We start from the raw sequence: 15681 nt of genomic DNA on the forward strand, positions 1-15681 counted from the left end.
AGAACGGCGCTACGATGGCTCTCGCCGAGCGGGCGTGTAAGGGAGTTTTGACCACGGGGGAGTGTGCGATGGCCGACCGTACCCGAACAAGGCCGGAATCTGTTCTGGCTAGAGAGTTGTTCGGAGCGCCTGAGCGCTGGGGGTGGGAGTACGTTGCCCCGAGCCCACCGGTACCGTCTCCGGTGCTGGACCAGCGGCCGGTGTGGATAGAGCCGCCGCTGCCGGTGAATCTCGTTCGGCAGCAACGTATTAGCCGAGACTCGTGGGTGCGCCTGCTGGTCGGGTTACCGCTGGCAAGTCTTGCCGCAGCGGTTATCGCGATGGGGTCTGTGGTTGCCGCGGGTGTTGTGTTCCTGGTTGGTGCGGCGCTTACCGCGCTGTCGGTCTGGGTTCCCCAGCGTCGCTATTCGTCGGCCCAGCGTGCCTTCGATACCTGGCGTGCTGATGCGATAAGCAGGTTCGAGGCCGATCATCGTGCCTGGGAGGCCGCAGTCGTGGAACACGATCAGCGTGAGCATCATCGGGTCACCACAGCGTTGCTGTGGTATCCGCTGCGCCCCGAATCACGACCTTCCCGAGTCGATGTATTCGGCGGCACCGTCGACGGCTGGGCCAGTTTGCTGACCACTGTCGGTGCGGCTTTGCTGTCGTCGGGTGGCCATGTGCTTGTGCTGGACTTCACCGAGGGACAGCTGGTGGGTGATCTCGCTCGATTCGCCGCGCCACTGGGCTGCCCGGTGCAAGCGGTAGAACTGCCCGGACACCGACACCGGCTCAATACCGGCAATTCCGAGCTGGATACCCGGCCCGCTAACGCCGACGACCTGCTGGTGGGCCTGGCCGCCGGTGAGGTTGCCGAGTTTTTCGCCGAGGCGGTGCACACGCTGCGTAACCATGAGTCCGGCGGCGCAGCAGCTGGTGGGCATGGTTTTGTCGATCTGCGCAGTCTGGATACGGAGCTGCTGCAGGCGGTGTGTGACCGGCTGGACCAGCCGGTCACGTTCGCTCGGATTGCGGCCGGCCTGAAGGTGTTGCGGCGGGTGTACCAACGCGGATCGGACGAACCTCTGACGGACACCGAGATCGCTGGACTGACTGCCTTTGCCGACGACGTTGGGTCGACCGACAAGGTGGCCGACGAGCTGCAGCTGTTGACTGGGCTGGTCGGGCTGGCTGCCAACCAACCGGCCGAGGCGTCGACTACCGGTGGGCGGCTGCAGTTGTTGCCGAGTTCGGGGCTGTCCGTGCTCGCCACGACCAGCCCGCATCCACGGCGCAAGGACCTGCTCGACCGGCTGGTGGTGCAGCGCCTGCTGCATGAGCTACGTGAACGCAACTATGCCGAGCGAAACATCACGAGAGATCCGCGAGCGGCCGACGCCGATGTCGTGATCGTGGCGGGCGCAGATCATTTGGGCTTGGCCAGCCTGGAAGCGCTGAGCCGCCAAGCCAGGCGGGCGGGGCTGCGGCTGGTCATCATGATCGAGCATCTTCGATCCGAGCTGACGCAGTTGGTCGGCGGCTCGGACAGCGCCACGATCTTCATGCGCCTCGGCAACGCCGCCGAGGCCGCCGCTGCCGCCGAATTCATCGGCAGGAACCACAAATTCGTGCTGTCCCAGCTGACCGAGCAGGTCGGCCACACCTTCACCCACGGCACCAGCTCCACGACCGGAGAATCGCTGTCCAACACCGCAACGCAAGGGTACAGCGGCACTTTCTTCGATCAGATGCCCAATTCCTCCCGATCGGTGTCCCGCGCTCAGAACTGGTCCGAAACCCTCAGCAAGTCACAGGCCGACTCGACGAGCACCGGACAGACATTGGGCAGGGTGTACGAGTACGCGATCGAACCGACCACGCTGCAGGGGCTGCCACCGACCGCGTTCATCCTGGTCGAGAACGGACGAGCCGGCCGCCGCGTGGTGGCCGCGGACTGCAATCCTGGTATCACCTTGTTGGATCGGGTTGCGGGCCAGCGGGGGGAGGCGCTTCCGTGACCGTGACACCGACCGACTTGTCGTCGTTCGTCTTTCACCGAATCACCGCGACGCCACGCCCGTCCGCGAACGCGGGCAGTCCCGCCGATGATCGGTACATCGACAAGAAGATCGGCGCCAAGCTGTTCGCGGCGATCACGGCCGCGCACGCCGAACTGTCGGCACTGCCTGCACTCGAACAGCTCTCGCACCCGGCCGCAACCGCACGCCCCGGTATCGCGGTCGTGTGGGACCGCCCGCCGGGTCACCGGCAACTGCGCATTCTCGTCGGGGGCTATCCCTACTTCCCGCCCGCGCATGTCGACGAGATCGGCCCATCCGGATCGGATCGGCCCAGCCGGACAGTGCCCGTGCTATACCCACCCGGCAGTCGTGGGATCCCCGCAGCGACGGAATTGCTGCTAGCGGAATGGGATTCGTTGCCATGCTGGGTCCGCTGCACCGGACGATCGGATCCGTTGTGGGCTCCTGGAGCCAATCCGCCTGCGGCCGTACCTGCCCGTGGTGGATTCGAGGATTACATCGAGCACGTACCGGGCCCGTTCGCTTGGCTGGTGGTAGCGGAGCCGATACCGCCAGAGATCGTCGACAGGGAGCTGCTCGACCTGGAGGTGCGGCTGCCGCGATTGCGCAATCGCCCCAACCACGAACCCGACCGCATCGAACTCGCTCGAGGGGAGGCACGCTTCCGGGAGCTGTCCCGCGCCAAGGCCGCGGGCATGTGGCAGGTGCACATCCTGGTCGGGAGCACGAGCGAGACCGCAACACGGCGAGCGGCCGCGCTGCTGTGCAGTGCCAGCGATCTCGACGAACTGCCCTACCTGGTGCGCCCCGGAATCCGCACCGGTCCCTTGACCGAAATATGGAACACCAGGATCACAACACCGGCGGCGGAGACCGCGCCGCCGGACCGGCCGGGCAGCGAGGACGCTTTCGGATCGCCATTTCCTGCCGCGGGTGAGCTGGTGGTCGCGCTGGCCCGCCCGCCACGGACCGAGCTGCCCGGGATCGAGGTGCTCGAACCACCCCGCTTCGATGTGACCGCACAGTCCGATACCGCGCAATCGGCGGCCGTGCACATCGGTGGTGTCCTCGACGGATCCGACCGTCTGGTGGACGATTTCGCGGCTTCGCCTGCCACCCTCAACCGGCACACCTTCGTCGCGGGCGCCACTGGTGCCGGCAAGTCGCAGACCGTGCGCCACCTGCTCGAAGAACTCACTGTCAAGGCCATCCCCTGGCTAGTGATCGAACCGGCGAAGTCCGAGTACGCGGCGATGGCGGGGCGTGTCGGAGACGAGGGTGAGGTGACGGTGATCCGCCCCGGCGACCCCGATGCCGTCCCGGTGGGGTTGAACCCGCTCGAGCCCGAGCCGGGGTTCCCGCTCCAGACCCACATCGATCTGGTGCGGGCCCTGTTCGAAGCGTCCTTCGACGCCAACGAGCCCTTCCCCCAGGTGCTCGCCCACGCGCTCACCGAGTGCTACACCAACCTCGGATGGGACCTGGTCGTCAGCGAATCCCGGCTCGCCAATGGTGTGACACCGAAATACCCGTCGCTGGCCGACCTGCAGTCGACCGCCCTCACGGTCGTCGACAGGATCGGCTACAGCAAGGAGATCACCGACAACGTTCGCGGGTTCATCGACGTCCGGCTCAGCTCCCTGCGCCTGGGCACACCCGGACGCTTCTTCGAAGGAAACTATCGGCTCGACGTGGCAGATCTGCTGGCCCGCAATGTCGTTCTGGAAATCGAAGACCTCGGCAACGACACCGACAAAGCCTTCTTCATCGGCGCGATCCTGATCCGGCTCTATCAGCACCTGCGCGTCCGCCATCGTAGGCCCGACGAGAGTGTCCGGTCGGGTCTGCGGCATATCACCGTGATCGAGGAGGCGCACCGCCTGCTCAAGAAGGCCCAGCCCGGAACCCCCGCAGCACACGCGGTGGAGCTGTTCGCCTCGCTGCTCGCCGAAATCCGAGCCTACGGTGAAGGATTCGTGATCGCCGAACAGATCCCGGCCAAGATCACCCCGGACGTCATCAAGAACACCGCCTTGAAGATCGTGCACCGCCTGCCCGCAGGCGAGGACCGGGACGCGTTGGGCACCACCATGAACCTCACCGAGGACCAATCCCGCCACGTCGTGTCGCTACCACCCGGGCATGCAGCGGTCTTCGCCGACGGGATGGATCGGCCGCTGCGCGTTCGGATTCCCTACAACGAGGACCGGGAATCCCGGGCTGGCGTAAGCCACGACATCCGGATCGCTCCACGCGAACACGAGCATGTAGTCATCCCCCCGATGACGATGCGTGATCTGGCCCGGGCACAGCGCCTGGCCGACGAACCTCGCGTGATCGTCTGGTGTGAGTTGCTGTTGATTGCCCACCTGATGGGGCGACCGACACCGCGCCCCGCCGCCACGTGGATCGACGACGTGGTCCCCACCGACCACCCCGACGGACGCCGCATACTCCGCGCCGCCATCGCCCACCGGCTCACCACCGGAATCGACGCACGATATCGCGGACTGACCGGCTACTATCAGCCCGAAACCCTCACCGCCCACCTGATCCGCGTCGCGTTCGCCCAGATGGGCCTCCTCCCCTGCATCGACGACCTCGCCTGCGGTAACGGCACCCGATGTGACACCCGTTGGCAGGCCGGCGACTACCGGTGGGCCGATGTCCGCCGCGCCCTCACCGACCCCGACATCCCCACCGACGCGCCGCATCCGGACACCGAGGCATGGATCCGTCGAGGCCTGTTCCTGCCCGGCGCAACACCCGCCGAACAGCTCGAGGCGCTACGCACACACCCCGACCTCTGGGCATCCGATCCCGCGATCATCGACGGACCCGCCACCACATCGACCCGCACCACCCTCATGGCCGCCATCGCCCAACTCAGCCCCGATCCGGATCCGAAGAAGCAATTGGACACCGCCACACTGCATTTGACTCTGCCGACACTGTGGCCGCTGGCCCTGTTCAAGAGTGCCGAGCGATGAGCGCCGACGCGAGCAGCGCACGGGCCGAAGAACCGCGCGACGCACAGACCGGGTCAGCCGATCGCCCATCGCGACCAGACGCCGACCAACACAGTAGCGGTGACAGCTGGCGTGACGATCGGACCGACCGCATCGAACAGCGTGAGAACCAGGAAAGCCCAGCGCGCTGGCCGAGTTCGGTGACTACGGAAATGCCCGAAATCCGTACCGACGCAACACATACGTCCTCGGACCGCAGCGCCAACGCAACAAACCGCCACCTCGACAGACCCGATGACATCGACACCTCGGCAGCCGGCCGCTCTCAGGAACAGGCCGTTGCGTCCCGCCCACGACCTGACGCGGCCCAGCCCGACGAACAACCCCGTCCCGATCCGGCGGCCGTACCCCAATCACATGCTCCCGATCGGCCTGTCAAAACACCACGGAATATCGAGCACACCGAGAACGGCGATGTGCCGCCCGCACCCTTCGAGAGGCCATCCGAACCATCGAAATCGGGCGATGCGGATCAGTCCGTCAGCGACAAGCCACCAGCGATGAAAACACCGGCGCCGGAAGTCCGCAACCGCGACACGGACCACAACGCTAGCCTGGACGACGACACAGCTCAATCCGACGATCACGAACTACCAACTGCCCACACGGTCGACCGCGATGAAACCGGACACGCCAACGCACCACTCGAGCGCACCGATAAGACAGCCGACCGCGTCGACGACAGTCCACATCCGGAACCAGAACCCATCACCGAACGATCCGCGGACGAACCTGCGCCGGATGCGCTGGAGAAAACCGCACAGAAACCCAGTGCCGATACCACGGATCAACAACCCGACAACACCGGACAGCGCACCACCCCGACCGGTCCCCATCCTGAAACGACTGCTGCGCCCGACCGACCGCACGAGGTGATCGACACCGACCGGCCCGCGATAACCCAGGACTACTACCCCAACATCCCGCCCGTCGACCACCGCCCCTGCACCGAGCCTATGTTCGACGGCCCGCCCACCCGCGAACAGGCCGTTCAGGGTGCTGTCGGCGACTGCGGGATCATCTCCACCTTCGGTGCCGTCGCCGGACACCGCCCCGACGCAATCACCAACACCATCACCGATCACGGCGACGGCACCTACGACATCACACTGCACACCATCGCCCCCGCGACACCGTCGGATCCGGTCGCCAGACCCACCGGCGACACGACCACCTACCGCGTCAGCAACGAACTGCCCGTCAGCCTCAACGAACCCGGCCAACCACTGGCCGGGGCCCGGCCAGACACATGCACCTGGCCCGCGCTGCTCGAGAAAGCCATCGCCGCCGAAGACCAAGCCTGGGACACCACCAAACACGCTGACTGGGAACACGATTGGCAAGCCGGGGCATACCACGGCACGAAAGCGCTCGTCGACGCCGAACGACGTGACGCGGGCTTACCGCCCTCGCTGGACACACCACCGCTGGGCTACAACCGCATCGACCTCGGCTCGACCGAGTACGAACGCGCCGATCTACTCGCCAAACTCACCGGAGAGGAGGCCGAAGTCCGTCCCCTCCCCGACCAGCAGAATGGCCCGCAGGCACTGCTGGACGAGTTCCGCAGGCAACTCGACGACGGGAAGCCAGTACTGGTCGGGAGCCGCGGACCACTCGGTGGAGAGCTTCCGCCGTTTCAGCACTTCGCCTTCGGCCACGCATACGAGGTGACCAAGGTGGACGGCGATGTGCTCCATCTACGGAACCCCTGGGGTGACGCGTATAACCCGGCGCCCATAGATGTACAGACTTTCTTGGAGTACTACCGTTGGTACAACATTGACGGTAGCCGCAGTGGCCAATACACCACCATCAAGTGAGGACCCCATGACCAGCGGTCAGCCCGAAACGATCACCATACACAAGACAATTCTTACAACGACTGCAAGCGGCGCAGGCGTTTCAGCGGGAAGCGCCGTCGATGATCAAGGCCGTTGGGTGGTTCGGCTTTCGGTGGGATCCGGCCCCGACTCCTTGTTCATCGACGTGGTCGAAGGCGACACCTTCCAGTTCGAGGGTGATACCTGGAAGGTGACAAAAGTGTTCGAGCCGAGCACTCACACCCGAGGTGCCGTCGCGACGATCTCCAAAGTCTCCTAGCTATCGGGCGTGGCTCAAGTCTCCCGATTGATCAACATCACCAGTCAGCGCTGGCAGGCCCCGCTCGTCGTTACATACCCGCTACGACCACAGCTTTCTCCCCGACCCGTTCACCACACCGCGCACATCCTGCTTGCTGCTACCTACGCCGTGCGAGTCCAATCCCCGCTCAGACAGCCTGGGTGACGTCGTCATTCGGGCTCAAGTTGTCGGTGTGACACGCTACGGTTTTTCAGGTGCTCGCCCACCAACCATTGTCCAGCAGGGAGACATGAGCATGCCCAGACGACGTCGCAACTCCGATAGTGCAGCTCTGCTGACGATGGTCGACATCGGCATCGCCCGTCAACCTCGTTCGCAAGGAAGCTGCTGCTGCCGTAACTCGCCGACCCGCCGCCGGTCGAACGGCTCTGGAACGTGACCATCGGCTGGAACGTAGCCATCGAAGAGACGCCTGCGAAACTGAGCTGCCCACCCACCGATCACAGTAGAAAGGCCACCGCGTGGCGAAGCTGACGTTGCCGCAACTCGAGCGGCACCTGTTCGGAGCTGCCGACATCCTCCGCGGCAAGATGGATGCCTCGGAGTTCAAGGAGTACATCTTCGGGATGTTGTTCCTGAAGCGGGCTTCCGACCAGTTCGACACGGTCCGCGAGGAACTCATCAAGAAGTGGGTGGCTCAGGGCAAGAGCCAGCAGGAAGCCGAACAGATGTCGGAGGTGCGCAGCCTCTACCGAGGCGACAAGTTCTACGTGCCCGAAAAGGCCCGCTGGCGGTTCATCAAGGACCACTCCCGCCAGAAGAACGTCGGTGACATGCTCAACAAGGCACTGGCCGCGCTGGAGCAGGAGAACGTCGAGGCCCTGGAAGGTGTCCTTGAGCACATCGACTTCACCCGTAAGGTTGGCCAGTCGACCATCCCGGACAAGCGGTTGCAGCAGCTCATCGATCACTTCTCCCGGGTGCGGCTGCGCAACGAGGACTTCGAGTTCCCCGACCTGCTTGGCGCGGCCTACGAATACCTGATCGCCCAGTTCGCCGACTCGGCTGGCAAGAAGGGCGGCGAGTTCTACACCCCGCGGGGTGTGGTCCGGATGATGGTCAGGCTCGTGAAGCCGCAGCCTGGCCATGCTGTCTACGACCCGTGTTCAGGCTCCGGCGGCATGCTCATCCACGCCAAGGAGTACATCGACGAACATGGCTTGGACTCCAGCGACCTGACCCTGGCCGGGCAGGAGTACAACGGCGGCACCTGGGCCGTGTCGAAGATGAACATGATCCTCCACGGCGTACTCAACGCCAAGCTCGAGAACGACGACACGCTGGCGGAGCCGAAACACGTCAAGAACGGTGAGCTCGAACGGTTCGACAGGGTCCTCACCAATCCACCGTTCTCACTGAACTACTCCTCCGCCGACATGAAGCACAAGGAGCGCTTCAAGCACGGTTACGCCCCCGAGACCGGCAAGAAGGCGGACCTCATGTTCGCCCAGCATGTGCTCGCCGTACTCACTCCCGACGGGATCGGCGCCACAGTCATGCCGCACGGCGTGCTCTTTCGCGGTGGCAAGGAGAAGGAGATCCGGGAACGCATCATCAAGGACGACCGCCTGGAAGCGGTGATCGGCCTAGCACCCAACCTGTTCTACGGCACCGGGATCCCCGCTTGCATCCTCGTGCTGCGCGGCACCGCCCCGCGCCCGGCGAACCGGCAAGGCAAGGTGCTGTTCATTAACGCCGATCGCGAGTTCACCCCCGGCCGGGCGCAGAACTACCTCGACCCGCAGCACGCCGAGAAGATCGTCGCAGCCTATGAGGAGTACTGCGCCGATGAGGAGTACTGCGGTATCCCTGGCTTCGCTCGGGTTGTGGACACCAAGGAACTGCGCGCGAATGACTTCAACCTCAACATCCGGCGCTACGTCGACAACACGCCCCCACCCGAGCCCCAAGATGTCCGCGCCCACCTCCACGGCGGCGTCCCCAAGGCAGAAATCGAGGCCAAGGCCGGGCTGTTCCGCGCGTTCGACATCGACCCGGCGACGCTGTTCGCCGAGCGGGACTCCGACTACTACGACTTCCTCCCCGAGGGATGGCAGGCGACCGCTGACCGACTCCCTTCCCTCGCCGCCTCAGCCGAGGGGCGCTTGCACGAGGCGTTCTCCGATTGGTGGGTCCGGCATAGCAAGCGGCTGATCGAACTGCCCGACACGCGCAAGGTCATGGAAGTTCGGGCCGAGATCCTCGACTCCTTCGTCACGGAGCTCCATCCACTTGGCATTCTCGACCGTTTCGACGTCGCTGGCGTAGTCGCCGCTTGGTGGGGTGAGGCCCAGTACGACATCAAGACCCTCGGCCTCAACGGATTTGAGGGCGTCGTCGAGGGCTGGCTGACCACCATCGAATCGGCCTTCGAGCTGGACGAAGAGGAGCTTGAGTACTGGGACAAGCAGAAGGTCGCTGCCGAGAAGCGCAAGGCCCGCGACCATCGAGTCGTCCCGGCGCTCATCCCGGACTACCTGGCCGAGCTTGAGGAGGCCGAAGCCGAGTACACCGAACTGAACGCCCAGTACAAGGCGGTGACCGCCAAGCCTTCTGAAGATGACGAGGAAACCGACGAGCCTGCCGAGGACCAGCTTTCAGAGGCCGAGCTCAAGGAGTTGAAGGCCCGTACGGCTGCCGCCAGGAAGAAGGTCAATGCATTGGAGGACCACTTCCTCCCACGCCTGCGGATGGCGATCGCCGCCCTCGACGACGACTCTCGCCGAGACCTGGTCCTTAACGTCCTCCGCTCGCAACTCACATCTCGTCTTGAATCCCGTACGTCCGCCGCCCGCCGGCTCTGCGAGACGGCTTTCCGTACGTGGGCCGACAAGTATGCGGTGACCTTGCGCGACCTCGAAGCCGAGTTCGAAGCCGCCGCTGTCAAGCTGGATGCCTACCTCAAGGAGCTCGGTTATGCGTGAGCTTCCTTCTGGCTGGACGCGAGTAGCGCTGACGGATTTGGTGGAGTCCGCCACCGACGGACCGTTTGGATCGAACCTGAAGACCGAGCACTACGTTGAGGTACCTGGGGTCCGGGTTGTGCGGTTGCAGAACATCGGTTCTGGAACCTTCGACGATTCGGATCATGCGTATGTGTCTGAGCGTCACGCACGGGTGCTTTCTCGTCATGAGGTACGAGGCGGCGATCTTCTAGTCGCTTCGCTGGGTGATGAAAATCACCCGGTTGCGCGTGCTTGTACCTATCCCTCGCATCTACCCCCTGGAATCGTCAAGGCAGACTGCTTTAGAATTAGAGTCAAGCACGAACTTGTCTTGGCGCCGTTTATGCAATTAGTTCTAAATAGCTACTCAGGTCGCAAAGGGTTGGCTGGAAGGTTTCAGGGGGTTACCCGCGACCGAATAAATCTTACTTCACTGCTGGGCTGGACTATCACCATCCCACCGATTAAGGTGCAGCGGCGAATCGCAGATATTATCGGCGCTCTGGATTTCAGAATTTCTAGCGTTGATCTCGTAATCAATAAGCAGCTCAAGGCTCTCGATGGGCTTACAAGCGCCCTGCTCGCCGAAGACGCAGCCGTGGTCGATCCGGTACGTTTGGGTGATGCGCTTATAGATATCGAAGCGGGTTGGAGCCCACTGTGTGAGGAGATTCCTCCCCCTCCTGGGAAGTGGGGCGTCCTCAAGGTTAGTGCCGTCACATCGGGAGCTTATGTACCATCGGAATCGAAAATTCTCCTCCCTGGGATGCGGCCACGACCAGAACTTGAGGTTCATCCCGGCGACCTCATTCTCTGCCGAGCAAATGGGGTCAAAAGCCTCGTGGGCGTAGCTGCTTTGGTTAGAGACACGCCATCCAAGCTTATGCTGTCCGATAAGCTGATGCGCCTCGTTGTCGACAGATCAGTCGTAAACAACGCATACCTGGAACTGGCGCTCGCGTCCGCGGACGTTCGGCGGCAGATCGACGCAGCCACAAGTGGAAGCAGCGGCCAGAATAATATATCTCAGGGTTTCGTCAGGGCTCTCAGGGTCCGTTTTCCTTCTCTTTCTCGGCAAGGTCGAGTGGTTGCATGTAACGAAGCGGGACGGAGTGTAGTTAATGCCCTGAAAGCGGAACGCGGCAAACTACTCACCCTCAAACAAGGTTTAATGGAGAATCTGCTGACCGGGCGTGTCAGAGTGCCGGAGGCTGAAGCTGCCCTGGAGGACCTTTGATTCTGGGATAGCAAACGCTGCCCAAGATGAGTGAGATTTCGTGTTGATGTTATTCATGGATCTGCTAAGGAGAGCTGGCCGATGACCGACTACGAGTACACCCTTGTCGAGCGGCCGTTGATCGAGCAGCTGGAGGGCATGGGCTGGCAGCACCTTGCGGGCGCTCGAAACGGGGACGTCGTGCCGATGTTCCCCGGATTGTCGGCACGGCGGTCTTTTGACGAACTAATCCTTGAGGGCAAACTTAGGGAAGCGATCAAGCGGATCAACGGGGATTGGCTGGACGATCTGAAGATCAGCCAGGCGCTCAACGCCCTGACCCGTGTGCCAGCGGCCGACCTACTGGAAGCCAACAAGCAGGTCACCGAGCTGCTGATCAACGGCATTCCGATTGAGGACCCGACGAGCGGCAAGTCCCGGATCGTCCACTATATCGACTGGCGGTACGGCAACAACGAGTACACCGCCATCAACCAGTTCCGTGTGGACATCCCGGGAACCGGTGGGAAACAGCAGATCATCCCGGACGTCGTCCTCTTCGTGAACGGCATCCCACTGGTGGTCATCGAATGCAAAAAGACCACCGAAAGCAACCTGAACGTCGCGGTCAACCAGATCCGCCGGTACTGCGACAGCGGTACCGGAAACCCAAAGCTGTTCCATCCGGTCCAGCTCACTGTGGTCACCAGCGGCGAGGACGCCAAGCTCGGCACCTTTACCGCCAAGATGGAGCACTACGTGCCCTGGCGCGACCCTTACCCGCTGACCAAGGCACAGCTCGCCGAGAAGCTGGAGAAGGGCGAAGAGCAGCTGAGCAGGCAGGAGATCCTGGTCGCGGGCGCGCTGAAGCCGACCAACCTGCTCAATATCGTCCACAACTTCGTCACCTTCATGACCACCGACGAGGGTGTCACAGTGAAGGTGGCACCGCGCTACCAGCAGTTCCGCGCGGTGGAGCGGACCGTGCACCGGTTGCTGCACGGAAAACCCGGCCACAAGGGCGGGATCATCTGGCACACCCAGGGGTCAGGCAAGAGCCTGACCATGTCCTTCCTGGTCCGGCGACTGCGCTCGATCCCGAAGCTGGCGCACTACAAGGTTGTTGTCGTCACCGACCGAACTCACCTGCAGAACCAGCTCAGCGAGAAGATGCAGCTCAGTAACGAGAAGCTGGACGTCGCCAAGAGTAGCGCCCGTGCCAAGACCCTGCTCGGACGTAAAGGGCCTGGTCTGGTCTTCGTCATGATCCAGAAGAACCAGAGCGGCGTGCCCCAGGACAGGCTGGAACTGGGCGAGGTCAACCCCGACGAATCGATCATCGTGCTGATCGACGAGGTGCACCGCTCGCACACTGCCCGGCTGGGAGCCAATCTCCGGCAGGCGCTGCCGAACGCGGCCAGGATCGGCTTCACCGGCACCCCAATCATGACCCGAAAGGGCCTGCGCAAGACCAGCGTTGAGCTTTTCGGTCCGTTTATCGATACCTACCGACTGCGCGAAGCCGAAGATGACGAGGTCATCGTGCCGATTCTCTACGAGGGCTTCAAGATCAAGGCTGCGCTCCGGGACGGTCAGGACATGGATGAACTCTTCGAGGAAGAGTTCGAGGACCTGACCGACGAGGAGCGACAGCAGCTCCAACAGCGGTGGGCTACCAAGGGCAACGTGTCAGCGGCACAGAAGCTGGTGGATGTCAAAGCGAAGCACATGCTCCGGCACTATGTGGACAAGGTGCTGCCCGAGGGTTTCAAGGCGCAAGTCGTTGCGCACGACCGGGAGACCACCGTCCGCTATCGGGAAGCACTCATGGCCGCCCGCGATGAGCTGGTGCGCGACATCGAGAAGTTGCCGCCGCACCTGTTGACTCGGAGCCTGGACGAACTCAAACCACGACAAGTGCAGCTTGTCAAAGCGCACAAGCAGCTCGATCTCCTGAAGAGGATGGACTTCGTGCCGGTGATCTCTAAAGGGGACTCCGAGCATGAAGAGCGCTACTCCGAATGGACCGACGAGGCCAAGCAGAAACTCCGAATCGACGGATTCACCCAGCCCTTCGGGGAAAACGACATCGCCTTCGTCATCGTCAAGTCGATGCTGCTCACAGGCTTCGACGCACCGATCGAGCAAGTGATGTACCTCGACCGCAGGTTGGAGATGCACGATCTACTCCAGGCGGTCGCGCGGGTGAATCGAACAGCGGACGGCAAGCTCTATGGTTATGTGGTCGATTATCGCGGCGTGGCGCAGAGTCTCGTGGATGCGCTGCGAATCTATGCCGACGAGGAGTTCGAGACCGGCGAGAGCGACGACGTCGCCAATGCACTCCGCAATCTTGCGTCGGAGATCTCCAAACTAGACCCGCAACAGCAGCGACTTCGGTTGATGTTCCAAGATCACACAGACATCGAAGGCTGCGTCCAAGAACTGGCTGACGCTCAACTGCGGGACCGATTCAGCATAGAACTTACCCGTTTTGCCCGGACCATCAACACTGTCCTGCCGGATCCAGCAGCGATGCCGTACTTGGAAGACGTCAAGCGGTTCTCGGTGATCAGGTTGACCGCGAACCGGCGGTACCGGATCGACAGCGGCGAGTTCGATCCTGGCGCATACGGCCAAAAGATCAAGCTGCTCATCGATGAGCACATCACCTCACTCGGCATCGAGCAGCAGCTTCCTCCGATCGCGCTGACCGCTGACAACTTCGCCACCAAAGTGGAGGCGATGACCGGCGGTTCTCGGGCCAAGGCATCGGAGATGGAGCATGCCCTGCGCCACCACATCACCGTCCACGCTGGCCAGGATCCAGCCCGCTACCAACTCCTCAGCGAGCGCCTGGAACAAATTCTCACCGAACTCAAGGACGACTGGGATGCCCAGCTCTCGGCTTTCAGGGATCTTGTGACCGATGTGGTAGACGACCATCGGGACAACCCGCACGACTTCAGCGCGGCCGAGTTCGCCGTCTACGGCCTACTCGTCCAGGAATTGGCAACCTCGGACGAGGACATCCACGACCACCGTTTCGTCGATGCTGCCCGTGAGATCGTGGCGTTGGCGAGCCGCACCATCCACCGCCGCGATTTCTGGACCAAGCGCTCCGACGTCGCCGACTTCCGCAGCGAGATCTTCGAGATCCTGGCTATGAGCGATCTTGGTGAACTCGAACACCTGGAACTTGTCGCGGACAAGACACGCGACATCGTCAAAGACAACAGTGCGACAATCCCCAGGGCATAGTAGCGGCATGGCGGTGAACCCGTGATTGAGTTCCCCGGAGCCCTGCAGGTGGGCGACCTGAAGGTTGCCGTCTCGGTGAGTGACCGTCGCAAGAGCGTCCGTCTCACCGTCGAACGTGACGCCTCGGTCACCGCTGTTGTGCCACCGGAGATCTGCACCGCCGAACTGACCAAGCTTGTGGAAGCCAAACGCCCGTGGCTGTACCGCAAGCTTGCCGAAAAGCGGGAGTTCGGCGAGGCCCCACCAGAGAAGGCGCTTGTCTCCGGCGAAGGCTTCCGCTATCTGGGCCGCTCCTACCGGCTTCGAACCGTGCCCGCAGGTGAGGTCCGGTTGATCCGAGGCCGGCTGGAGCTGCCTGAAGGCGGTGGCGTCAGGGAACTGGTGAGCTGGTATAGCCGGGTCGGCCACCCATGGCTCACCAGACGAAGCAGGCCATGGGCGGCACGGATGGGCGTCGAGTTCACCGGGCTGCGAGTGCGTCCGCTTGGCTACCGTTGGGGCTCATGCTCCAGGGATGGTCAGGTCAATATCCACTGGGCCACCATGCAACTCCCGCCTAGCCTGGTGGACTACGTCCTCGTGCATGAGTTGGCACACCTCAAGCGCCCTGACCATAGTGCCGAGTTCTGGCGCATCGTCGAGCAGGCTCTACCGGGCTGCGAAGACTTCCGGGAGCGCCTCCGCCGCGCTGGGGATGGCCTCTGGTTGCCAGAAACCGGGCGATAGGCTCGCCCTTAGCGGAAGCCGCTGATAGCGTCTGCGCGCGTACTCGATCAGATCTATCCAGGAGGTAGCGCGGGTTCGAGCCTTCGGACCGCTGCCCGCACAAAGTTCAAAGCGAACACGCCGCCGAGCCGAAATACCAACAGCGTCCCCGGACACCCAATCCCGGAATGCTCCGAGCACCTCTGGGGAAGATTTTCTAGCGCCAACACCTCCGCTGCTCAAGCAATGCTGTCGGCCTACCTGCGGATTTTCACGAACGCCAACAACACTGCAGCACTGTCGCGACCACCGCATCCGTCCTTGTGGGATGTTCAATCGGCAACGAACTGTCATCG

At 62.9% G+C, this 15681-nt stretch carries 8 protein-coding genes; all 8 read left to right on the plus strand.

Annotation, left to right across the window (positions count from 1 at the left end; genetic code table 11):
* Nucleotides 1–320: 320 nt before the first annotated feature.
* The 8 genes from IU452_RS28015 (at nucleotide 321) to IU452_RS28050 (ending at nucleotide 15346) form a co-directional block, all read left to right on the plus strand.
* On the plus strand, nucleotides 321–2000 hold the full coding sequence (locus IU452_RS28015; RefSeq protein ID WP_195112185.1) for a hypothetical protein: 1680 nt from the start codon (nucleotides 321–323) through the stop codon (nucleotides 1998–2000).
* Complete coding sequence (locus tag IU452_RS28020; protein ID WP_195112186.1) at nucleotides 1997–5014, plus strand: helicase HerA-like domain-containing protein; 3018 nt, start codon at nucleotides 1997–1999, stop codon at nucleotides 5012–5014. The genes IU452_RS28015 and IU452_RS28020 overlap by 4 nt, the downstream gene beginning before the upstream one ends.
* 539 nt (nucleotides 5015–5553) lie before the next feature.
* Nucleotides 5554–6876, plus strand: coding sequence for a hypothetical protein (locus IU452_RS28025; protein WP_195112187.1), 1323 nt, complete (start codon nucleotides 5554–5556; stop codon nucleotides 6874–6876).
* 7 nt (nucleotides 6877–6883) lie between these two features.
* Nucleotides 6884–7156, plus strand: a complete 273-nt coding sequence (locus IU452_RS28030; protein WP_195112188.1) for a hypothetical protein — start codon at nucleotides 6884–6886, stop codon at nucleotides 7154–7156.
* A gap of 503 nt (nucleotides 7157–7659) precedes the next feature.
* Nucleotides 7660–10122: a type I restriction-modification system subunit M gene (locus tag IU452_RS28035; RefSeq protein WP_195112189.1), complete on the plus strand. Its 2463-nt coding sequence runs from the start codon at nucleotides 7660–7662 to the stop codon at nucleotides 10120–10122.
* On the plus strand, nucleotides 10115–11380 hold the full coding sequence (locus tag IU452_RS28040) for a hypothetical protein (RefSeq protein ID WP_195112190.1): 1266 nt from the start codon (nucleotides 10115–10117) through the stop codon (nucleotides 11378–11380). Before IU452_RS28035 ends, IU452_RS28040 begins: the two co-directional genes overlap by 8 nt.
* A gap of 81 nt (nucleotides 11381–11461) precedes the next feature.
* Nucleotides 11462–14620, plus strand: coding sequence for a type I restriction endonuclease subunit R (locus IU452_RS28045; protein ID WP_195112191.1), 3159 nt, complete (start codon nucleotides 11462–11464; stop codon nucleotides 14618–14620).
* Between the two features lie 21 nt (nucleotides 14621–14641).
* Complete coding sequence (locus IU452_RS28050; protein WP_324192861.1) at nucleotides 14642–15346, plus strand: SprT family zinc-dependent metalloprotease; 705 nt, start codon at nucleotides 14642–14644, stop codon at nucleotides 15344–15346.
* The last annotated feature ends 335 nt before the right edge of the window (nucleotides 15347–15681 follow it).

The organism is Nocardia transvalensis (assembly GCF_015477765.1).
GTDB lineage: Bacteria > Actinomycetota > Actinomycetes > Mycobacteriales > Mycobacteriaceae > Nocardia > Nocardia transvalensis_A.

Excerpts from the sequence above, each read along its gene's own strand:
- IU452_RS28015 (WP_195112185.1), top strand. The coding sequence starts at position 321 with ATGGGGTCTGTGGTTGCCGCGGGTGTTGTGTTCCTGGTTGGTGCGGCG.
- IU452_RS28025 (WP_195112187.1), top strand. The coding sequence starts at position 5,554 with ATGAAAACACCGGCGCCGGAAGTCCGCAACCGCGACACGGACCACAAC.
- IU452_RS28030 (WP_195112188.1), top strand. The coding sequence starts at position 6,884 with ATGACCAGCGGTCAGCCCGAAACGATCACCATACACAAGACAATTCTT.
- IU452_RS28040 (WP_195112190.1), top strand. The coding sequence starts at position 10,115 with ATGCGTGAGCTTCCTTCTGGCTGGACGCGAGTAGCGCTGACGGATTTG.
- IU452_RS28045 (WP_195112191.1), top strand. The coding sequence starts at position 11,462 with ATGACCGACTACGAGTACACCCTTGTCGAGCGGCCGTTGATCGAGCAG.